This is a genomic window from Streptomyces sp. NBC_00425, assembly GCF_036030735.1.
Taxonomy (GTDB): Bacteria; Actinomycetota; Actinomycetes; order Streptomycetales; family Streptomycetaceae; genus Streptomyces.
Map to the genome: position 1 here is coordinate 7,924,916 of NZ_CP107928.1, position 20,201 is coordinate 7,945,116.

14 protein-coding genes, 2 rRNA genes, 1 pseudogene and 1 riboswitch are annotated in these 20,201 nt (G+C 67.3%); of the genes and pseudogenes, 14 read left to right on the plus strand and 3 right to left on the minus strand.

Annotation, left to right across the window (positions count from 1 at the left end; genetic code table 11):
* Window positions 1-234: 234 nt before the first annotated feature.
* The 12 genes and pseudogenes from OHS82_RS34905 to OHS82_RS34960 all read left to right on the plus strand — a co-directional run bounded on the left by OHS82_RS34905 (window position 235) and on the right by OHS82_RS34960 (window position 13,938).
* A 23S ribosomal RNA gene (locus tag OHS82_RS34905) occupies window positions 235-3,357 on the plus strand.
* A 91-nt stretch (window positions 3,358-3,448) separates the two neighbouring features.
* A 5S ribosomal RNA gene (rrf, locus tag OHS82_RS34910) occupies window positions 3,449-3,565 on the plus strand.
* Window positions 3,566-3,674: 109 nt separating this feature from the next.
* Window positions 3,675-4,283 carry a CDP-alcohol phosphatidyltransferase family protein gene (locus OHS82_RS34915; protein ID WP_057580585.1) on the plus strand — a complete coding sequence of 203 codons (609 nt, stop codon included), beginning with the start codon at window positions 3,675-3,677 and terminating at the stop codon, window positions 4,281-4,283.
* Between the two features lie 112 nt (window positions 4,284-4,395).
* Complete coding sequence (locus OHS82_RS34920) at window positions 4,396-6,891, plus strand: mannose-1-phosphate guanyltransferase (RefSeq protein WP_057580586.1); 2,496 nt, start codon at window positions 4,396-4,398, stop codon at window positions 6,889-6,891.
* A 97-nt stretch (window positions 6,892-6,988) separates the two neighbouring features.
* Window positions 6,989-7,894 (plus strand): DUF881 domain-containing protein, encoded by a 906-nt coding sequence (locus OHS82_RS34925; RefSeq protein ID WP_328435195.1) that lies wholly within the window; start codon window positions 6,989-6,991, stop codon window positions 7,892-7,894.
* The gene (locus tag OHS82_RS34930) at window positions 7,891-8,223 is read left to right on the plus strand and encodes a small basic family protein (protein WP_030798533.1); all 333 of its coding nucleotides are present in this window, start codon (window positions 7,891-7,893) and stop codon (window positions 8,221-8,223) included. The genes OHS82_RS34925 and OHS82_RS34930 overlap by 4 nt, the downstream gene beginning before the upstream one ends.
* Before the next feature lie 5 nt (window positions 8,224-8,228).
* The gene (locus OHS82_RS34935; protein WP_328435196.1) at window positions 8,229-9,062 is read left to right on the plus strand and encodes a DUF881 domain-containing protein; all 834 of its coding nucleotides are present in this window, start codon (window positions 8,229-8,231) and stop codon (window positions 9,060-9,062) included.
* An 82-nt stretch (window positions 9,063-9,144) separates the two neighbouring features.
* Window positions 9,145-10,029 (plus strand): FHA domain-containing protein, encoded by an 885-nt coding sequence (locus OHS82_RS34940; RefSeq protein ID WP_079041374.1) that lies wholly within the window; start codon window positions 9,145-9,147, stop codon window positions 10,027-10,029.
* Between the two features lie 42 nt (window positions 10,030-10,071).
* Window positions 10,072-10,809 carry a transcriptional regulator FtsR gene (gene ftsR / locus OHS82_RS34945; protein WP_057580590.1) on the plus strand — a complete coding sequence of 246 codons (738 nt, stop codon included), beginning with the start codon at window positions 10,072-10,074 and terminating at the stop codon, window positions 10,807-10,809.
* Window positions 10,810-10,893: 84 nt separating this feature from the next.
* Complete coding sequence (locus OHS82_RS34950; protein WP_004934251.1) at window positions 10,894-11,367, plus strand: bifunctional nuclease family protein; 474 nt, start codon at window positions 10,894-10,896, stop codon at window positions 11,365-11,367.
* 249 nt (window positions 11,368-11,616) lie between these two features.
* The gene (locus OHS82_RS34955) at window positions 11,617-12,300 is read left to right on the plus strand and encodes a MerR family transcriptional regulator (protein WP_199863827.1); all 684 of its coding nucleotides are present in this window, start codon (window positions 11,617-11,619) and stop codon (window positions 12,298-12,300) included.
* A 67-nt stretch (window positions 12,301-12,367) separates the two neighbouring features.
* Window positions 12,368-13,938, plus strand: a pseudogene (locus OHS82_RS34960) (DNA polymerase IV).
* Here the strand turns inward: OHS82_RS34960 and OHS82_RS34965 are convergent.
* Complete coding sequence (locus OHS82_RS34965; protein WP_057580592.1) at window positions 13,860-14,231, minus strand: PRC-barrel domain-containing protein; 372 nt, start codon at window positions 14,229-14,231, stop codon at window positions 13,860-13,862. The pseudogene OHS82_RS34960 and the gene OHS82_RS34965 sit on opposite strands and share 79 nt — an antisense overlap.
* A 110-nt stretch (window positions 14,232-14,341) precedes the next feature.
* Window positions 14,342-14,440: riboswitch (glycine riboswitch) on the plus strand.
* Window positions 14,441-14,622: 182 nt separating this feature from the next.
* On the opposite strand from OHS82_RS34965, the gene gcvP reads away from it, so the two are divergent.
* On the plus strand, window positions 14,623-17,508 hold the full coding sequence (gene gcvP, locus OHS82_RS34970; protein WP_057580593.1) for an aminomethyl-transferring glycine dehydrogenase: 2,886 nt from the start codon (window positions 14,623-14,625) through the stop codon (window positions 17,506-17,508).
* Window positions 17,509-17,557: 49 nt separating this feature from the next.
* On the opposite strand, the gene OHS82_RS34975 is transcribed toward gcvP, so the two are convergent.
* Together OHS82_RS34975 and OHS82_RS34980 are read right to left on the minus strand one after the other, a co-directional pair.
* The gene (locus tag OHS82_RS34975; RefSeq protein WP_057580594.1) at window positions 17,558-17,977 is read right to left on the minus strand and encodes a TOBE domain-containing protein; all 420 of its coding nucleotides are present in this window, start codon (window positions 17,975-17,977) and stop codon (window positions 17,558-17,560) included.
* A gap of 63 nt (window positions 17,978-18,040) precedes the next feature.
* Window positions 18,041-18,436 carry a TOBE domain-containing protein gene (locus tag OHS82_RS34980; protein WP_328435197.1) on the minus strand — a complete coding sequence of 132 codons (396 nt, stop codon included), beginning with the start codon at window positions 18,434-18,436 and terminating at the stop codon, window positions 18,041-18,043.
* 467 nt (window positions 18,437-18,903) lie between these two features.
* On the opposite strand from OHS82_RS34980, the gene OHS82_RS34985 reads away from it, so the two are divergent.
* Window positions 18,904-20,199: an extracellular solute-binding protein gene (locus OHS82_RS34985; RefSeq protein WP_057580891.1), complete on the plus strand. Its 1,296-nt coding sequence runs from the start codon at window positions 18,904-18,906 to the stop codon at window positions 20,197-20,199.
* Window positions 20,200-20,201: the final 2 nt, after the last annotated feature.

A 20,201-nucleotide genomic window follows, 5' to 3' on the forward strand; every position in this document is an offset into this window, starting at 1 on the left:
TGGAACGTTGATTATTCGGTCCGGTTTCCGGGTCGGAGGCTTGCGAGTACTGCTCTTCGGAGCGTGGAAAGCATGATCTCCGGGCGGGATCGGGTCGGGCACGCTGTTGGGTGTCTGAGGGTATGGCCGTGAGGTCGTCCTTCTGATGCCGGCCCCAGTGAACTCCAGCTCAGGTTGGGGGTGATGGGTGGCTGGTCGTTGTTTGAGAACTGCACAGTGGACGCGAGCATCTGTGGCCAAGTTTTTAAGGGCGCACGGTGGATGCCTTGGCACCAGGAACCGATGAAGGACGTGGGAGGCCACGATAGTCCCCGGGGAGCCGTCAACCAGGCTTTGATCCGGGGGTTTCCGAATGGGGAAACCCGGCAGTCGTCATGGGCTGTCACCCATACCTGAACACATAGGGTATGTGGAGGGAACGCGGGGAAGTGAAACATCTCAGTACCCGCAGGAAGAGAAAACAACCGTGATTCCGGGAGTAGTGGCGAGCGAAACCGGATGAGGCCAAACCGTATACGTGTGAGACCCGGCAGGGGTTGCGTGTACGGGGTTGTGGGATCTCTCTTTCACAGTCTGCCGGCTGTGAGGCGAGTCAGAAACCGTTGATGTAGGCGAAGGACATGCGAAAGGTCCGGCGTAGAGGGTAAGACCCCCGTAGTCGAAACATCAACGGCTCGTTTGAGAGACACCCAAGTAGCACGGGGCCCGAGAAATCCCGTGTGAATCTGGCGGGACCACCCGCTAAGCCTAAATATTCCCTGGTGACCGATAGCGGATAGTACCGTGAGGGAATGGTGAAAAGTACCGCGGGAGCGGAGTGAAATAGTACCTGAAACCGTGTGCCTACAAGCCGTGGGAGCGTCGGACGTCAAGCTTGCTTGGCGTCTCGTGACTGCGTGCCTTTTGAAGAATGAGCCTGCGAGTTTGCGGTGTGTTGCGAGGTTAACCCGAGTGGGGTAGCCGTAGCGAAAGCGAGTCCGAACAGGGCGTTTCAGTAGCACGCTCAAGACCCGAAGCGGAGTGATCTAGCCATGGGCAGGTTGAAGCGGAGGTAAGACTTCGTGGAGGACCGAACCCACCAGGGTTGAAAACCTGGGGGATGACCTGTGGTTAGGGGTGAAAGGCCAATCAAACTCCGTGATAGCTGGTTCTCCCCGAAATGCATTTAGGTGCAGCGTCGTGTGTTTCTTGCCGGAGGTAGAGCACTGGATAGGCGATGGGCCCTACCGGGTTACTGACCTTAGCCAAACTCCGAATGCCGGTAAGTGAGAGCGCGGCAGTGAGACTGTGGGGGATAAGCTCCATGGTCGAGAGGGAAACAGCCCAGAGCATCGACTAAGGCCCCTAAGCGTACGCTAAGTGGGAAAGGATGTGGAGTCGCAGAGACAACCAGGAGGTTGGCTTAGAAGCAGCCACCCTTGAAAGAGTGCGTAATAGCTCACTGGTCTAGTGATTCCGCGCCGACAATGTAGCGGGGCTCAAGCGTACCGCCGAAGTCGTGTCATTGCGATATATACCCCCAACGGGGATCGTGATGGGTAGGGGAGCGTCGTGTGCCGGGTGAAGCAGCACCGGAAGGTAGTTGTGGACGGTTCACGAGTGAGAATGCAGGCATGAGTAGCGATTCACACGTGAGAAACGTGTGCGCCGATTGACTAAGGGTTCCTGGGTCAAGCTGATCTGCCCAGGGTAAGTCGGGACCTAAGGCGAGGCCGACAGGCGTAGTCGATGGATAACCGGTTGATATTCCGGTACCCGCTGTGAAGCGTCAAACATCGAACCAGGCGATGCTAAGTCCGTGAAGCCGTTCCGGACCCTTCGGGGAATGGAAAGTGGTGGAGCCGACGGACCAGACTTGTAGTAGGTGAGTGATGGGGTGACGCAGGAAGGTAGTCCATCCCGGGCGGTGGTTGTCCCGGGGTAAGGGTGTAGGCCGTGTGATAGGCAAATCCGTCACACATTAAGGCTGAGACCTGATGCCGAGCCGATTGTGGCGAAGTGGATGATCCTATGCTGTCGAGAAAAGCCTCTAGCGAGTTTCATGGCGGCCCGTACCCTAAACCGACTCAGGTGGTCAGGTAGAGAATACCGAGGCGTTCGGGTGAACTATGGTTAAGGAACTCGGCAAAATGCCCCCGTAACTTCGGGAGAAGGGGGCCATCACTGGTGATTGGATTTACTCCATGAGCTGGGGGTGGCCGCAGAGACCAGCGAGAAGCGACTGTTTACTAAAAACACAGGTCCGTGCGAAGCCGTAAGGCGATGTATACGGACTGACGCCTGCCCGGTGCTGGAACGTTAAGGGGACCGGTTAGTCACATTTCGGTGTGGCGAAGCTGAGAACTTAAGCGCCAGTAAACGGCGGTGGTAACTATAACCATCCTAAGGTAGCGAAATTCCTTGTCGGGTAAGTTCCGACCTGCACGAATGGCGTAACGACTTCTCGACTGTCTCAACCATAGGCCCGGTGAAATTGCACTACGAGTAAAGATGCTCGTTTCGCGCAGCAGGACGGAAAGACCCCGGGACCTTTACTACAGTTTGATATTGGTGTTCGGTTCGGCTTGTGTAGGATAGCTGGGAGACTGTGAAGCTTGGACGCCAGTTCAGGTGGAGTCGTCGTTGAAATACCAGTCTGGTCGTGCTGGATGTCTAACCTGGGTCCGTGATCCGGATCAGGGACAGTGTCTGATGGGTAGTTTAACTGGGGCGGTTGCCTCCTAAAGAGTAACGGAGGCGCCCAAAGGTTCCCTCAGCCTGGTTGGCAATCAGGTGTTGAGTGTAAGTGCACAAGGGAGCTTGACTGTGAGACCGACGGGTCGAGCAGGGACGAAAGTCGGGACTAGTGATCCGGCGGTGGCTTGTGGAAGCGCCGTCGCTCAACGGATAAAAGGTACCCCGGGGATAACAGGCTGATCTTCCCCAAGAGTCCATATCGACGGGATGGTTTGGCACCTCGATGTCGGCTCGTCGCATCCTGGGGCTGGAGTCGGTCCCAAGGGTTGGGCTGTTCGCCCATTAAAGCGGTACGCGAGCTGGGTTTAGAACGTCGTGAGACAGTTCGGTCCCTATCCGCTGCGCGCGCAGGAATATTGAGAAGGGCTGTCCCTAGTACGAGAGGACCGGGACGGACGAACCTCTGGTGTGCCAGTTGTTCTGCCAAGGGCATGGCTGGTTGGCTACGTTCGGGAGGGATAACCGCTGAAAGCATCTAAGCGGGAAGCCTGCTTCGAGATGAGTATTCCCACCCACTTGATGGGGTAAGGCTCCCAGTAGACGACTGGGTTGATAGGCCGGATGTGGAAGCCCAGTAATGGGTGAAGCTGACTGGTACTAATAGGCCGAGGGCTTGTCCTCAGTTGCTCGCGTCCACTGTGTTGGTTCTGAAACCACGAACAGCCCCATGCCATGGTCACGGTGTGGTGCGGCTGAAACAGTTTCATAGTGTTTCGGTGGTCATAGCGTGAGGGAAACGCCCGGTTACATTCCGAACCCGGAAGCTAAGCCTCACAGCGCCGATGGTACTGCAGGGGGGACCCTGTGGGAGAGTAGGACACCGCCGAACTCCTTTTAGAGCTCTGGCTCTTGGGCACACAGCCCAAGAGCCAGAGCTTTTTTGCGTTGGGGTAAGGTCGGGGGGAATCGTCGGCTCATTTCCCACTGGAGGCCCCCGGGTGGAGGTCCAGGAGACCCGTGTCCAGACAGACCGGGTCCTCACCATCCCCAACATCCTCAGCATGGCCCGCCTGGTCGGCGTGCCGCTGTTTCTGTGGCTGATCCTGAGGCCCGAGTTCGGAGGTCCTCAGAGCGACGGCTGGGCGCTTCTCGTGCTCGCCTTCAGCGGTGTCAGCGACTATCTGGACGGCATGCTCGCGCGGCGTTGGAACCAGATCAGCAGCCTCGGCCGGCTCCTCGACCCCGCGGCCGACCGGCTCTACATTCTCTCGACATTGGTCGGTCTCACCTGGCGGGAGATTCTGCCTCTCTGGTTGACCGCTGTACTTCTTCTGCGCGAGCTGGTTCTGCTGGTGATGGTGGGGATCCTCCGGCGGCACGGCTATCCGCCGCCACAGGTGAACTTCCTGGGCAAGGCGGCCACCTTCAACCTGATGTACGCCTTCCCGCTGCTTCTGCTGAGTGACGGAAGCGGGTGGTTGGCGTCACTCGCTGCTATTTTCGGATGGGCGTTCGCCGGATGGGGTACAACGCTGTATTGGTGGGCAGGAGTCCTCTATGTGGTCCAGGTCCGCCGCCTGGTTCGAGCGGACACCTTGGCCGGCTGACCTCGCCGATTGGCCGAGCATCGGCTCGTTGGCCCGCGGTGGAAAAGTGCGGGACAATCTGGATGAGTGAAGTCGGCTAGACCGTCGTCTCTTTTAGGAGGACGCTTCCGACATGAAGGCCGTCGTGATGGCCGGAGGCGAAGGCACGCGCCTTCGCCCTATGACCTCGAGCATGCCCAAGCCGCTCCTGCCGGTGGCCAACCGGCCGATCATGGAGCACGTGCTGAGGCTGCTCAAAAGGCATGGGCTCAATGAGACCGTCGTTACTGTCCAGTTCCTGGCATCGCTGGTCAAGAACTACTTCGGTGACGGTGAAGAGCTCGGAATGGAGCTCAGCTATGCCAACGAGGAGAAGCCACTCGGTACCGCCGGAAGCGTCAAGAACGCAGAGGAGGCGTTGAAGGACGACGCTTTCCTCGTCATTTCCGGTGACGCCCTCACTGACTTCGACCTCACCGAGCTGATCAACTTCCACAAGGAAAAGGGTGCGCTCGTCACGGTCTGTCTGACGCGCGTGCCCAATCCGCTGGAATTCGGCATCACCATCGTCGACGAAGAGGGAAAGGTCGAACGCTTCCTGGAGAAGCCGACCTGGGGCCAGGTCTTCTCGGACACCGTGAACACGGGCATCTATGTCATGGAGCCCGAGGTCTTCGACTACGTGGAGGCCGATGTTCCCGTCGACTGGTCCGGTGACGTCTTCCCGCAGCTGATGAAGGAGGGCAAGCCCGTCTACGGCTTCATCGCCGAGGGCTACTGGGAGGACGTGGGCACGCACGAGAGCTACGTGAAGGCCCAGGCCGACGTGCTCGAAGGCAAGGTCGACGTCGAGATCGACGGTTTCGAGATCTCGCCCGGCGTCTGGGTGGCGGAAGGCGCCGAGGTGCATCCCGACGCCGTGCTCCGCGGTCCTCTCTACATCGGGGACTACGCCAAGGTCGAGGCCGGCGCCGAAATTCGCGAGCACACCGTGGTCGGGTCGAACGTCGTCGTGAAGAGCGGGGCCTTTCTGCACAAGGCCGTCGTGCACGACAACGTCTACGTCGGTCAGCACAGCAATCTGCGTGGCTGCGTCGTCGGGAAGAACACCGACATCATGCGGGCCGCCCGGATCGAGGACGGCGCTGTCATCGGCGACGAATGCCTGATCGGTGAAGAATCGATCGTGCAGGGGAATGTGCGGGTCTATCCCTTCAAGACCATCGAAGCCGGCGCGTTCGTCAACACGTCAGTGATCTGGGAGTCCCGCGGGCAGGCGCACCTGTTCGGCGCCCGAGGGGTGTCCGGAATTCTGAACGTCGAGATCACGCCCGAACTCGCGGTGCGTCTCGCCGGCGCGTACGCCACGACGCTGAAGAAGGGATCCACGGTCACCACGGCCCGGGACCACTCCCGAGGCGCCCGCGCGCTGAAACGGGCCGTCATCTCCGCGCTGCAGGCCAGCGCCATCGACGTACGGGACCTGGAGAACGTGCCGCTGCCCGTGGCGCGGCAGCAGACCGCGCGGGGGAGTGCCGGCGGAATCATGATCCGGACCTCGCCCGGGGTGCCCGACTCGGTGGACATCATGTTCTTCGACGGGCAGGGCGCCGACCTGTCGCAGGGCAGTCAGCGCAAGCTGGACCGGGTCTTCGCACGGCAGGAGTACCGGCGGGCCTTCCCGGGAGAGATCGGGGACCTGTACTTCCCGGCCAGCGTCTTCGACGCGTACACCGGGTCGCTGCTGCGGAACGTGGACACGACCGGCATCGCCGAGGCGGGGCTGAAGGTCGTCGTCGACGCCTCCAACGGCAGCGCAGGCCTGGTTCTGCCGAGCCTCCTCGGGAAGCTCGGGGTCGATTCGCTGACGATCAACCCCGGTCTGAACGAGGCACGGCCCACCGAGACGGGCGATCAGCGACGCTCCGGGCTGGTGCGGCTCGGCGAGATCGTGGCGTCGTCCCGGGCCGCGTTCGGTGTGCGGTTCGACCCGGTGGGCGAGCGGCTCTCCCTCGTGGACGAGAAGGGCCGGATCATCGAGGACGACCGGGCGCTCCTCGTCCTGCTCGACCTGGTCGCCGCCGAGCGCCGCAGTGGGCGGGTGGCCCTGCCCGTGACCACGACGAGGATCGCCGAACAGGTGGCGGCGTACCACGGGACCCAGGTCGAGTGGACGACGACGTCGCCCGACGACCTCACCCGGGTGGGCCGGGACGAGTCGACCATCTTCGGAGGGGACGGCAAGGGCGGGTTCATCATCCCCGAGTTCAACAGTGTCTTCGACGGCACGGCGGCGTTCGTACGGCTGATCGGGCTGGTGGCTCGCACGCAGCTCACCCTCAGCCAGATCGACGCGCGGATTCCGCGGGCGCACGTCCTGAAGCGGGATCTGGCGACCCCGTGGGCGGTCAAGGGACTGGTGATGCGGCGGGTCGTCGAAGCGGCCGGCGACCGCTTCGTGGACACCACCGACGGTGTCCGCGTGGTGGAGACGGACGGTCGCTGGGTGATGGTCCTGCCCGACCCCGCGGAGGCCGTCACGCATCTGTGGGCGGAGGGGCCGGACGACGCGTCCGCGCAGGCCCTGCTCGACGAGTGGTCGGCGGTCGTGGACAGCGCCGGGCGCTGAACCGCGCGCACGCGTGCGTGCCGGACAAGTGTCCCCAAGGGGGCCTGTCCGGCACGCCGGTGGGGCCATTCGGAGGTACTGGGCACGACGTGCGACGATGTGCGGCATGCCGCAGCCGCCCCCCGTTCGGAGCACACCCGCGCGCGCGTCGCGCCCGGACGCGTCCATGTCGCTGCTCACCAACGTCATGGACCACAGCCTCGACGAAGGTTATGCCGAGGCCGCCGCCCGCAAGCAGGCCGACGGCTCCGGGGGCCTGCCCAGGACGGTGCGGGCGAAGCTCGGGCTGGCCGCAGGGCTGGTGCTCGCGGCCCTGGTGGTCACCGTGGGCGCCGCCCAGGCGCGGGTCGCGGCTCCGGTCGTCGCCAAGGAACGCGAGGAGCTGATCGACCGCGTCGACCGCGAGACGAAGGCGGCCGAGGAGCTGGAGAGCACCGTCGACAAACTGCGCAGCGACGTGAGCGCCCGACAGCAGGAGGCGCTCAAGCAGAGCGGCGGCAGCGATCAGGCGGACCTGGCCGGGCTGCTGTCGGGCGCCGTCGCGGTGCACGGCCCCGGCGTGAAGCTCGTCGTGGACGACGCCAAGGAGGCGACCACGGGCGGCGACGGCGACCCTCGCGAGACCTCCGGGTTCTCCGACACCGGGCGGGTCCGTGACCGTGACATGCAGCGGGTGGTCAACGGGCTGTGGGCGTCGGGCGCCGAAGCCGTCTCGATCAACGGTCAGCGCCTGACGGCGCTCTCCGCGATCAGGGCCGCGGGTGACGCGATACTGGTCGACAACAAGCCGCTGGTGCCCCCGTACACCGTGCTCGCGGTGGGGGACGGGAAAAAGCTCAGCACCAGGTTCCAGAACAGCGCGGACGGGCTCTATCTCAACGCCCTGCAGGAGAACTACGGCATCCGGACGGCCATCTCCGTGGTGGGCGACCTCCGGCTGCCCGCCGCTCCGAGCGTGATCGTCCGCACAGCACAGCCGCACACCGAGAAGGGCACATCGTGATCGCCGTACTGGGCCTCGTCGTGGGAGTCGTGGCCGGCCTGTTGGTCCAGCCCGAGATTCCGGCGGCCGTCGTCCCCTATCTGCCGATCGCCGTGGTGGCGGCGCTGGACGCCGTGTTCGGCGGGCTGCGGGCCATGCTGGACGGGATCTTCGACGACAAGGTGTTCGTCGTGTCGTTCCTGTCGAACGTGGTGGTCGCCGCGCTGATCGTCTTCCTGGGAGACGAGTTGGGCGTGGGATCGCAGCTGTCGACCGGTGTCGTCGTCGTCCTCGGCATCCGCATCTTCTCCAATGCCGCGGCGATCCGCCGGCACGTGTTCCGGGCGTGAGGGCGATGAGCGACGGGGACGAGACGCCCGAGAACCGGCTGCGCAAGGAACTGCCCGACGAGGTCCCCGTGACGTCGTCCGGGGACGGACCGGCCCGGGAGCCGGAGGAGGCCGCGTCGAACGGCCGTCGGCGGCTGGTGGAGGGCCTCTGGCCGCCGCGGGTGACGCGGGCCCAACTCATTGTGGCTCTGCTGCTGTTCGGTCTGGGCTTCGGCCTGGCCGTGCAGGTCGCGTCCAACAGCGACAGCGGAAACGCGCTGCGTGGCGCGCGCCAGGAAGATCTTGTGCGCATCCTCGATGAACTCGGCGACCGAAGTCAGCGTCTTGAGGACGAGAGGCAAGGGCTCGAGAAGCAGCGGCAGGAGCTGGAGAACAGCTCCGACCAGGCTGAAGAGGCCCGCAAGCAGACGGTCGAGAAGGAACGGCAACTCGGCATTCTGGCGGGCACGGTCGCTGCTCAGGGGCCCGGCATCACGATGACCATCGAGGACACGAAGGGAGCGGTCGAGGCGGACATGCTGCTCGACGCGATCCAGGAGCTGCGCGCGGCGGGGGCCGAGGCGATCCAGGTGAACGGTGTGCGGGTCGTCGCCGGCACCTTCCTGACGGAGTCGGGCGGGGGCGTGAGCGTCGACGGGAACAAGATCAACGCGCCCTACCGTTTCAAGGTCATCGGCAACCCGCAGGACCTCGAGCCGGCGCTGAACATTCCTGGAGGTGTTGTGCAGACCCTCGAAAAGGAGCAGGCCACCGTGGTCGTGGAGCGGTCGGACAAGATCGTTGTGGACGCCTTGCGAGAGGCGAAGCGGCCTGACTACGCTCGGTCGTCGGCGCCGTGAGCGGGGGGCGCATAGGGGGCGTCCGGCAGGGGCATGAGGTTGCGGGGGGTCGACGCACCGATCGGGTGGTGCGTGGTGGAAACTGTCTGGTGGGCACGGACGTTGTGAAGGTGTCCGGGTCGGCCGGTGTATTCAGTCAGGGTTCGTCCTGCCCCACGGGCGGGTCTGTTTCGGTCAAGGGGAATCGCCCGTGAAGTTGTTTGCGAAGTTGTTCGGCAAGAGCCCGCGTGAGGGTGGCGACAATGCGACCGCCCGTCATCGCGCACAGCCGGATGCAGAGGGTCAGCGACCGCTGTTCAGGGACCAGGTGTCCGGTTCGGGCGGTGACGTACCCGGAGGTCAGGGCGCGGCGTCTGTTGACCCTGCGCAGTCCGGCGGCATAGGTTTCGGCCAACCGTCAACCTCGAGTACGGGTGGAGGGTTTTCCCCTATGTCGGCCCTGGTGTGTACGAGGTGCGGTAACCGCAACGCGGAGAACAGCCGCTTCTGCTCGAACTGTGGTGCGCCGCTGCGTCCCGGGCTGACGCCCGAGCGTGCGTCGGAGACGACCTCCACGATCTCGATTTCCGGTCTCGAGGCCTATGACTCGGAGGTCACCGGGCAGACGCAGCTGCCGGCGCTCTCTCCCGAGGCACAGGCCGCCGTCGACGCGCTGCCGGTGGGCTCCGCGCTGCTGGTGGTGCGGCGCGGCCCGAACTCGGGCAGTCGCTTCCTCCTGGACGGCGATCTGACCACGGCGGGCCGTCATCCGCAGAGCGACATCTTCCTCGACGACGTGACGGTGTCGCGCCGCCATGTGGAGTTCCGGCGCAACCCGGACGGCACGTTCAAGGTGGCGGACGTCGGCAGTCTGAACGGTACTTACGTCAACCGGGAGCGGATCGACGAGATCCCGCTGTCGAACGGTGACGAGGTGCAGATCGGCAAGTACCGGCTGGTCTTCTACGCGAGCCAGCGGGGTTACTGACCCGCCCCCGGGCTCCGTCCGGGGGGATCCGAGGGAAGGTCCATGCTGCAAACACCGAGGGGCGGTGCCGGAGCCGGCACCGCCGCCGCGGACGGTGTGCTGATGAGCATCGGCACCGTGCTGACCGCTCTGAGGGACGAGTTCCCGGACGTCACGATCTCCAAGATCCGTTTCCTGGAGTCCGAGGGGCTCATCGAGCCCCAGCGGACCCCTTCGGGCTACCGCAAGTTCAGTGCGCGCGACGTGGAGCGCCTCGGTCACGTCCTGAGGATGCAGAGGGACCACTATCTGCCCCTCAAGGTCATCCGTGAGCACCTGGACGCCATGGAGCGCGGCGAGGCCGCTCCGCTGCCGACCGTCGGCCGGCAGCGGGACGGGGAGCACGTCCTGGAGCCCTCGGACGGTCCCACGGTCGCCCGGATCGGCAGGACCGAGCTGCTGGCGGCCGCGGGCATCGGTGAGTCGGAGCTCGAGGAGTGGGAGTCCTACGGGCTCGTCGTGCCCCTCGAGGACGGCGTCTACGACGCCGAGGCGGCCACGGTGGCGGCGCTGGTCGCCGAGCTGGGGCGGTTCGGGATCGAGCCACGGCATCTGCGTGTGATGAAGACGGCGGCCGACCGCGAAGCCGGTCTCGTCGACCAGGTGGTCGCACCGCTCAGGCGGCATCGCAACCCGCAGACCCGGGCGCACGCGGAGGCCCGCACGAAGGAGCTCGCCGGGCTCGCGGTCCGGCTGCACGCGGCGTTGGTGCAGACCGCGCTCGGGGTGCGCCTGCCCTGAGCGGGCGGTTTCGCCCAGGGCGGATCGGTCGCCCGTTCCCGGCCCGACTACCCAAACGTCCCGGGCACGGCCTAGGGTTGCTGTGTGAACGAGCTCGATGTCGTAGGTGTCCGGGTCGAGATGCCCTCCAACCAACCGATCGTGCTGCTGCGCGAAGTGGGGGGCGACCGCTACCTCCCCATCTGGATCGGACCGGGGGAGGCGACGGCCATCGCCTTCGCCCAGCAGGGCATGGCCCCGGCGCGACCGCTGACCCACGACCTGTTCAAGGACGTGCTGGAAGCCGTCGGCCAGGAGCTCACCGAAGTGCGCATCACGGATCTGCGGGAGGGCGTCTTCTACGCGGAGCTGGTCTTCGCCAGCGGCGTCGAGGTGAGCGCGCGCCCGTCCGACGCCATAGCGCTGGCCCTGCGCACCGGAACGCCGATCTACGGCAGTGACACGGTGCTCGACGACGCGGGGATCGCCATCCCGGACGAGCAGGAGGACGAGGTGGAGAAGTTCCGCGAGTTCCTCGACCAGATCTCGCCGGAGGACTTCGGCACCAGCAATCAGTAGCGACCCGTGCGAGACGTGCACACCTGCGGCGACCTGCGCGGAGGGTCCCGCCGTCTTCGGCAAATGCCGGCGGCCACTGAGAGCGTCCTACGGCTGGTTCTCAGCGCATTCGGCTAGCCTTTCCCCGCGGTGAGGTGCGGGAAACCACTCCTAGGGTGATTATCACTCGGCGTGCCGAGTGTGGCGATCGTTGACGCACCCCTGGCGACTGCCTACCGTCGAGAAGGCAGGTCTAGGACGGAGGTCGGCGTGAGAAGCAGCGGCGACGGTACGGCTGGGGGTGCCCCCGGACTCGGTGTCGGGGGAAGCGGTCCGTACCCTCCCCCAGGCTCTTGGCTGCGCACGGGCATGGGGTACCCCCAGCAGAGCAGTGCGGCCGATCACGCTCCGCAGCGACCGGCGGCCGTGCCGAGCAGCGGAGGGACGACGTCCATGGCGTCCGAGCAGATCGGCTATCGCGGTCCGACGGCCTGTGCGGCGGCGGGCATCACCTACCGCCAACTGGACTACTGGGCGCGCACCGGGCTCGTCGAGCCGAGTGTGCGGCCCGCTCACGGATCCGGCAGCCAGCGTCTCTACAGCTTCCGCGACGTGGTCGTGCTGAAGATCGTCAAGAGGTTCCTCGACACCGGGGTGTCGCTGCAGAACATCCGCAGCGCCGTCCAGCATCTGCGGGAGCGCGGCTTCAGCGATCTGGAGCGCATGACGCTGATGAGCGACGGTGCGACGGTGTACGAGTGCACCTCGCCGGACGAGGTCCACGCATTGCTCCAGGGCGGTCAGGGAGTGTTCGGGATCGCCGTGGGCGTGGTGTGGCGGGACGTCGAGAGCGCGCTGTCGCAGCTGCACGGCGAGCGTGTGGACACCGGCGAGACGCTCGTCGGGCCCAATCCGGCGGACGAGCTGGCGCGCAGGCGCAACCGGGCGGTCTGACGCGTCCTCCCGGGCGCGGGGCAGCGGTACGACGTCATTGTCAGTGGCGTGGTGCAGCATCGGACGTGTGAGAAACGCGCCCACGATCCTGCATCTCGACATGGATGCCTTCTTCGCTCAGGCGGAGCAGGCGTCCAAGCCGAGTCTGCGCGGGAAGGCCGTGGTCGTGGGAGGCCTCGGGCCTCGCGGAGTGGTCGCGACGGCCTCCTACGAGGCACGGGTCTTCGGAGTCCACTCGGCGATGCCCATGGCCCAGGCGCGCAGGCTGGCGCCGAACGCCGCATATCTCGTGCCGCGGTTCGCCTTCTACCGGTCGATCAGCGAGCAGGTCATGGCGCTGCTGAGGGCGCTGTCGCCGCTGGTGGAGCCGCTGAGCCTGGACGAGGCCTTCGTGGACCTGGAGGCCGGCGGGGCGGCCTGGGACAGGGATTCGGCGCGGCTGGCCGGTGTCCGGCTGCGTGCGGACATACGGGCCGTCACCGGTCTCACGGGTTCGGTGGGACTGGCCTCCTGCAAGATGCTCGCGAAGATCGCTTCGGAGGAGGCGAAACCCGACGGCCTGGTGCTCATCGAGCCGGGCACCGAGCGGCGGTTGCTCGGGCCCATGCCGGTGCGGACGCTGCCGGGGGTGGGCCCGGCCACGGGGGATCATCTGCGGCGGGCCGGGATCACCACGGTCGACGAGATCGCGGAGGCCGGTGAGGACGAGCTGGTTCGGCTGCTGGGCAAGGCGCACGGGCATGCGCTCCACGCCATGGCGCTGGCGCATGACGACCGGCCTGTGGTGGCCGAGCGGGAGACCAAGTCCGTGTCGGTGGAGGACACGTACGACGTGGACATCCACGACCGGGTCCGGGTGGGGCTGGAGGTGCAGCGGCTCGCGGACCGGTGTGTGCGCAGGCTCCGGGAGGCCGGTCTGTCGGGTCGGACCATCGTGCTGAAGGTGCGGCGGTACGACTTCTCGACGCTCACCCGGTCCGAGACGCTGCGCGGGCCCACGGACGATCCGGCGGTCATCAGGGAAGCGGCGGCCCGGTTGCTGGACTCCGTGGACACCACGGGCGGGGTGCGGCTGCTCGGGGTGGGCGTCAGCGGTCTGGCGGACTTCACGCAGGAGGACCTGTTCGCGCAGGCCGCGGGGGCGCGCGCGGACGAGCCCGCGGAGGGGCTGACGGAGGAGCGCGCCGCCGAGGAGCCGGCCCCGGTCCCGGTCCCTGCCGAGCACCAGTGGCGGCCGGGTCACGACGTGCGGCATGCCGAGCTCGGACACGGGTGGGTGCAGGGCAGTGGGCTGGGCCGGGTCACGGTGCGCTTCGAGACGCCGCAGTCGGAGCCGGGGCGGGTGCGCACCTTCCGCACCGACGATCCGCAGTTGGCTCCGGCGGACCCGCTGCCGCTGGTGCGGCGAAGACCGGGCGAGGACGAGGAGGCGGCGGGCGGGACCCGGGAACCGTCGGTGACGCCGGAAGGGACGTCGGAAGGACGCACGGACCACGGCCGTGAGGCCGCTTCAGAGCTGTGAAGCTCCTCAGGGCGAGGAGCTGCCGGGCTGCCGGAAGTCAGCCGTCGTCCGTGCCGGCCAGGCGGCCGAAGTCGTGGTCGGGCAGCGGGGGAGGGGCCGCCACGTCCAGACCGTAGTGGTGGTAGAGCTGGAGTTCCTGCTCCGGGGAGAGGTGGCGGCCGACGCCGAAGTCCGGGGCGTCCTTGATCAGCGCGCGGTCGAACGGGATGTGCAGGGTCCCCTCGACCAGTTTGCTGGGCTCCAGGGGGACGAAGGCGTCACGGGAGAACAGGCCCGTGCGGATGGCGGCCCACTCCGGCACGCCGGTCGCGTCGTCGAGGTAGACCTCGTCGACGGTGCCTATCTTCGCCCCGTTGCGGTCGAACGCCTTGCGGCCGATCAGGTTGCGCGGATCGATGTCGGTCTGCACGGGCCCTCCTCTTGGTCGCAGCTCGTCCGTAAGGACTACAAAAGAGCACATTGGGGCGAGCGGCCACTCGAGAGGCCCATTGACCTCGCTGGTAGTCTGGCAACGGCTGCTGACCCCGTGCGGGAGAGTCCTCCGGAGACCACCACCGGAGGCGCCGAAGGAGCAAATCCTCCCCGGAATCTCTCAGGCTCACGTACCGCACGGACGAGGTCACTCTGGAAAGCAGGGCGGGTACCGACGGCGTCGACGGTGTCCGCTCTCACCGACGGTGAAAGCCGGTCGTCCGCTGGCGGCCGGTGAAGCTCTCAGGTTGAGATGACAGAGGGGGAGGCCGTCCGGGTACCCGCCGTGGTGACCCTCGAAGGTCGTGTCAGACCAGGAGGCCTCCGTAATGACCGCCCATCGCATTCCGCTCTCCGAGCTCGAGCAGGGAATCCCCTTCGAGCAGCGCCACATCGGGCCCGACCACGAGGCGCGGGCCAAGATGCTCGCGCATGTCGGCTACGGCTCGCTCGACGAGCTCACCGCCGCCGCGGTGCCCGACGTGATCAAGAACGCCGACGCGCTGGACCTGCCGGGCGCCCGCACCGAGGCCGAGGTACTGGCCGAGCTGCGCTCCCTGGCCGACCGCAACCAGGTGCTCGACCCGATGATCGGCCTCGGCTACTACGGCACCTTCACGCCGCCGGTCATCCTGCGCAACGTCATGGAGAACCCGGCCTGGTACACCGCCTACACGCCGTACCAGCCGGAGATCTCCCAGGGTCGGCTCGAGGCGCTGCTGAACTTCCAGACGATGGTCGCCGACCTGACGGGCCTGCCGACCTCGGGTGCGTCGCTGCTCGACGAGGGCACGGCGGCCGCTGAGGCGATGGCGCTGTCCCGGCGCGTGGGGAAGAACAGGAAGGGCCTCTTCCTCATCGACGCGGACGCGCTGCCGCAGACCATCGCCGTGATCGAGACGCGCGCGGAGCCGACCGGCGTCGAGGTCGTCGTCGCCGATCTGAGCGACGGCATCCCGGCGGAGATCGCGGAGCGCGAGATCAACGGCGTGCTCGTCCAGTACCCCGGCGCCTCCGGCGCCGTGCGGGACCTGAAGGCGCTCATCGACCAGGCGCACGGACTCGGCGCGCTCGTCACCGTCGCCGCGGACCTGCTCGCGCTGACGCTGCTGAAGTCGCCCGGTGAGCTGGGCGCGGACATCGCGGTCGGCACCACCCAGCGGTTCGGCGTGCCCATGGGCTTCGGCGGGCCGCACGCCGGCTACATGGCCGTGCACGAGAAGTTCGCGCGGAGCCTGCCCGGCCGCCTCGTGGGCGTGTCCGTGGACGCGGACGGCAACAAGGCCTACCGGCTCGCACTGCAGACGCGAGAGCAGCACATCCGGCGCGAGAAGGCGACGAGCAACATCTGCACCGCGCAGGTGCTGCTGGCCGTGATGGCCGGGATGTACGCGGTCTACCACGGCCCCGACGGGCTGCGCGCGATCGCCCGGCGCACGCACCGCTACGCCACGATCATCGCCGCGGGACTCGAAGCCGGTGGCGTCGAGGTGGTGCACGGGGCGTACTTCGACACACTGACCGTGCGGGTGCCGGCGAAGGCCGCCGAGGTCGTCGCCGCGGCGCGGGACCACGGGGTCAACCTGCACCTCGTCGACGCCGACCAGGTGGCGCTCTCCTGTGACGAGACCACCGCGCGCGCCCAGGTCGCCGCGGTCTGGGCGGCCTTCGGGGTGGACGGCGACATCGCGTCGCTCGACGCGGCCGTCGAGGACGCCCTGCCCGCCGGACTGCTGCGGACCGACGACATCCTGACCCACCCGGTCTTCCAGCGGCACCGGTCCGAGACCGCGATGCTGCGCTACCTGCGCAGGCTGGCCGACCGGGACTACGCGCTCGACCGGGGCATGATCCCGCTGGGCTCGTGCACCATGAAGCTCAACGCCACCACGGAGATGGAGCCGGTCACCTGGCCCGAGTTCGGGCAGATGCACCCCTTCGCCCCCGCCGAGCAGGCCCAGGGCTATCTGACGCTCATCCGGGAGCTCGAGGAGCGGCTCGCGGAGGTCACCGGGTACGACGAGGTGTCCCTGCAGCCGAACGCCGGGTCGCAGGGCGAGCTGGCCGGTCTGCTCGCCGTCCGCGGGTATCACCGCGGCAACGGCGACGAGCAGCGCACCGTGTGCCTGATCCCGTCCTCCGCGCACGGCACGAACGCGGCGAGCGCCGTGATGGCCGGCATGAAGGTCGTCGTCGTGAAGACGGCCGAGGACGGCGAGATCGACGTCGAGGACCTGCGCGCGAAGATCGAGCAGTACCGGGACGAGCTGTCGGTGCTGATGATCACCTACCCCTCCACGCACGGCGTGTTCGAGGAGCACGTCGCGGACATCTGCGCCCAGGTGCACGAGGCCGGCGGTCAGGTCTACGTCGACGGCGCCAACCTCAACGCGCTCGTCGGGCTCGCCAAGCCGGGGCACTTCGGCGGCGACGTCTCCCATCTGAACCTGCACAAGACGTTCTGCATCCCGCACGGCGGTGGCGGCCCGGGCGTCGGGCCGGTGGCCGTCCGGTCGCATCTGGCGCCGTATCTGCCCAACCACCCGCTGCAGCCCGCGGCCGGGCCGGAGACCGGTGTGGGGCCGATCTCGGCGGCGCCGTGGGGCTCCGCGGGCATTCTGCCGATCTCCTGGGCGTACGTGCGGCTCATGGGCGGTGAGGGCCTCAAGCGGGCCACGCAGGTGGCCGTGCTGAGCGCCAACTACGTCGCCAAGCGGCTGGAGCCGCACTACCCGGTGCTCTACAACGGTCCGGGCGGGCTGGTGGCGCACGAGTGCATCATCGACCTGCGGCCGTTGACCAAGGCGACCGGTGTGACCGTGGACGACGTGGCCAAGCGGCTCATCGACTACGGCTTCCACGCGCCGACGATGTCGTTCCCGGTGGCCGGGACGCTGATGATCGAGCCGACCGAGTCCGAGGACCTGATCGAGCTCGACCGGTTCTGCGACGCGATGATCGCCATTCGCGCGGAGATCGAGAGGGTCGGCGCGGGCGCGTGGCCGGCCGACGACAACCCGCTCGTCGGCGCCCCGCACACCGCGGCCGCGCTCGGCGGCGAGTGGGCGCACGCGTACTCGCGTGAGGAGGCGGTCTTCCCCGCCGGGGTGTCCGCCGCCGACAAGTACTGGCCGCCGGTGCGCCGTGTCGACCAGGCCTTCGGCGACCGCAACCTCGTCTGCTCGTGCCCGCCGCTGGACGCGTACGAGGACTGAGCCGGAGCGCGTGGGGCCCCGTCCGTCACGGACGGGGCCCCACGTCGTTCTACGCCGTGGCCAGGGACACCTCGGTCGACTTGATCAGCGCGATGACGTCGGAGCCCACGAACAGACCGAGGTCGACGGCCGACTCCCTGGTGATCGCCGCGGTGAGTTCGCCGCCGTCCACGGTGATCTTCACCGCGGCCATGACCGAGCCGAGGACGAGTCCGGTGATCGTGCCGGGCAACCGGTTGCGGATCGAGAGACCGGCCACCTGGCCCGTGGAGAGGGAGATCTCCGTCGACTTCACCAGGGCGTGGACGGCGGCGCCGGGCGCGAGGGCGAGTTGCTCCGAGGCCTCCAGGGTGATGGCCGCGGTGAGGTGCTGCCCGCCGTCGAGGCGGATCTTCACGAGGGCCATGACCTGGCCGGGCTGGACGGCCGTGACGGTGCCGGGTAGCTGGTTGCGGATGCTCAAGCTCATGGGCGTCAACGGTACGGCTCTTAGGGGCTTATGGCGGGGATGCCCGCTTTGCGCCGCCCTCGATCACGCCCGGTCGATGTGTACGTTTGTCGACTTCACGCGGGCTGTCGCCTCCATGCCGACCTCGAGTCCGAGTTCCTCGACCGCCTCCCGGGTCAGCAGGGAGACCAGGCGGTGCGGGCCGGCCTGGATCTCCACCTGGGCGGCCACGTCGCCCAGCTTGATCGCGGTGACGATGCCGGGGAAGGCGTTGCGGACCGAGGTGCGGGGGGTGTCGTCCTCGGTGACGCCGGACCGGGCGAGTTCCACGGAGAAGGCGGCGAGGGCCTTGCCGTCCACGAGGCGTCGTCCGGTCTCGTCGCGGTGGGTCGTGACGCGGCCCGCGTCCGCCCAGCGGCGCGCGGTGTCGGGGCTGACGCCGAGCAGTCGTGCCGCCTGGCCGATCGTGTAGCTCTGCATGCGGTCACGATAGGGCCGGGAGGCGGCTCGGCGGACGCGGGGCCGCTCCGGCGTGTGCTGGGCGACACGGCGCGGGGGCGCAGGCCGTGGTCGCCGCAGCGGCGCGGTGCCGGTGCCGTCGTCACAGTGACGCGCGGTCGGCCCGGTCCGGGTCGGCGATCCGGGGGTGATCCAGGGCGGCGATCCGGTCGAGGTCGGCTTCCGCCAGGCCCCTCCGGTCACCGACCCGTGCCAGGTAAGGCTGATCTCGGCCATCATGTCGCGCCGGTCCCCGCTTCGTAACGTTCGCCGTGTGATCCGAATGTTTCGGTCCCGATCGGAGCCTACTCGGGTGGCCCTCCGCGAACAGGCCTCTGGATTCTCTGTGTTCAAGGGGTTGCCACCCGTCGGAGGGTGTCTCTAGGGTGCGGCAGCAGCGAACCTTTCTGGATCTGGTTCGAAACTTTCGATCTCACAAGGAGCGCATGATGGGCGACCCGGCACTCTCCCGCCGAGGCTTCCTGGCGGCCTCCGCCGCGGCCGGTCTGGGCATGACGGCACTCAGCGCCTGCGGCGGCGACTCGGACGGGGGGTCGTCGTCGGGGACGACCACCATCGAGTGGTGGAACATCTCCACCACCCAGCCGACCAAGGACGTATGGGCGGCTCTGGCCAAGAAGTTCGAGGCGCAGAACCCCAAGGTGAAGGTCAAGATCGTCCAGCTGGAGAACGACGCCTACAAGTCGAAGATGACGGCGCTGACCGCCTCCGGGAAGCTCCCCGACATCTTTCACACCTGGGGCGGCGGGGTCCTGAAGCAGCAGGTCGACGCGGGGCTCGTGGAGAACCTCACGGAACGCACGAAGGACTGGGGGGAGGGCCTGCTGTCCGTCGCCCGGCAGCCGTATCTGATCGGCGACAAGGCGTACGGCATACCGTTCGACATCGGGATGATCGGGTTCTGGTACAACAAGGCCCTCTTCAAGCAGGCCGGCGTCAGCGGGCCGCCCACCACCTGGAGCGGCTTCCTCGACGCGGTGCGCAAGCTGAAGGCCGCCGGGATCACCCCGCTCGCCCTCGCCGGGAAGGAGAAATGGCCCGGCATGTACTACTGGGCCTACCTCGCGATGCGCACCGCCGGCGTCGACGCCCTGAAGAAGGCCGGGGACGACAAGGACTTCACCGGTGACGGTTTCGTCCAGGCCGGACAGCACCTCCAGGACCTCGTCGATCTGCAGCCGTTCCAGAAGGGCTTCCTCGGCGCCGCGTACTCCAGCCCCACCGGCCAGGCCGCGGCCGTCGGCAACGGCAAGGCGGCGATGGAACTCATGGGCCAGTGGGCGCCGGTCGTGGAGGCCGACGCCGGCAAGGGGCTCGGCGCGAACCTCGGCTTCTTCCCGTTCCCGGCGGTCGACGGCGGCAAGGGCGTGATCACCGAGGTGTTCGGCGGCGGCGGCGGGCACGCGCTGCGCAAGGACGCCCCGCAGGCGGCCGTCGACTTCCTGAAGTTCTTCGCCTCCGCCGCCACGGACACCGAACTCGTCAAGAAGACCGGGGTGCTGCCCGTCGTCCCGGCCGCCGAGAGCGCCCTGACCGACCCGAACATCAAGGCCGTGCAGGCACAGTTGAAGGGCGCCACCGGCTTCCAGCTCTACCTCGACCAGGCGTACGCGCCCGCCCTCGGCCAGGAGGTCAACGACAGCGTCGCCGCTCTGATCGCCGGTTCGAAATCGCCCCAGCAGGTCAGCGAGTCGATCACCAAGGTCGCGAAGGAAGAGCAGTAGCC

Bases quoted from the DNA above. Each gene is read 5' to 3' on its own strand.
- OHS82_RS34920 (WP_057580586.1), top strand. From the start codon at position 4,396: ATGAAGGCCGTCGTGATGGCCGGAGGCGAAGGCACGCGCCTTCGCCCT.
- OHS82_RS34925 (WP_328435195.1), top strand. From the start codon at position 6,989: ATGTGCGGCATGCCGCAGCCGCCCCCCGTTCGGAGCACACCCGCGCGC.
- OHS82_RS34935 (WP_328435196.1), top strand. From the start codon at position 8,229: ATGAGCGACGGGGACGAGACGCCCGAGAACCGGCTGCGCAAGGAACTG.
- ftsR (WP_057580590.1), top strand. From the start codon at position 10,072: ATGCTGCAAACACCGAGGGGCGGTGCCGGAGCCGGCACCGCCGCCGCG.
- gcvP (WP_057580593.1), top strand. From the start codon at position 14,623: ATGACCGCCCATCGCATTCCGCTCTCCGAGCTCGAGCAGGGAATCCCC.
- OHS82_RS34975 (WP_057580594.1), bottom strand. From the start codon at position 17,977: ATGAGCTTGAGCATCCGCAACCAGCTACCCGGCACCGTCACGGCCGTC.
- OHS82_RS34980 (WP_328435197.1), bottom strand. From the start codon at position 18,436: ATGCAGAGCTACACGATCGGCCAGGCGGCACGACTGCTCGGCGTCAGC.
- OHS82_RS34985 (WP_057580891.1), top strand. From the start codon at position 18,904: ATGGGCGACCCGGCACTCTCCCGCCGAGGCTTCCTGGCGGCCTCCGCC.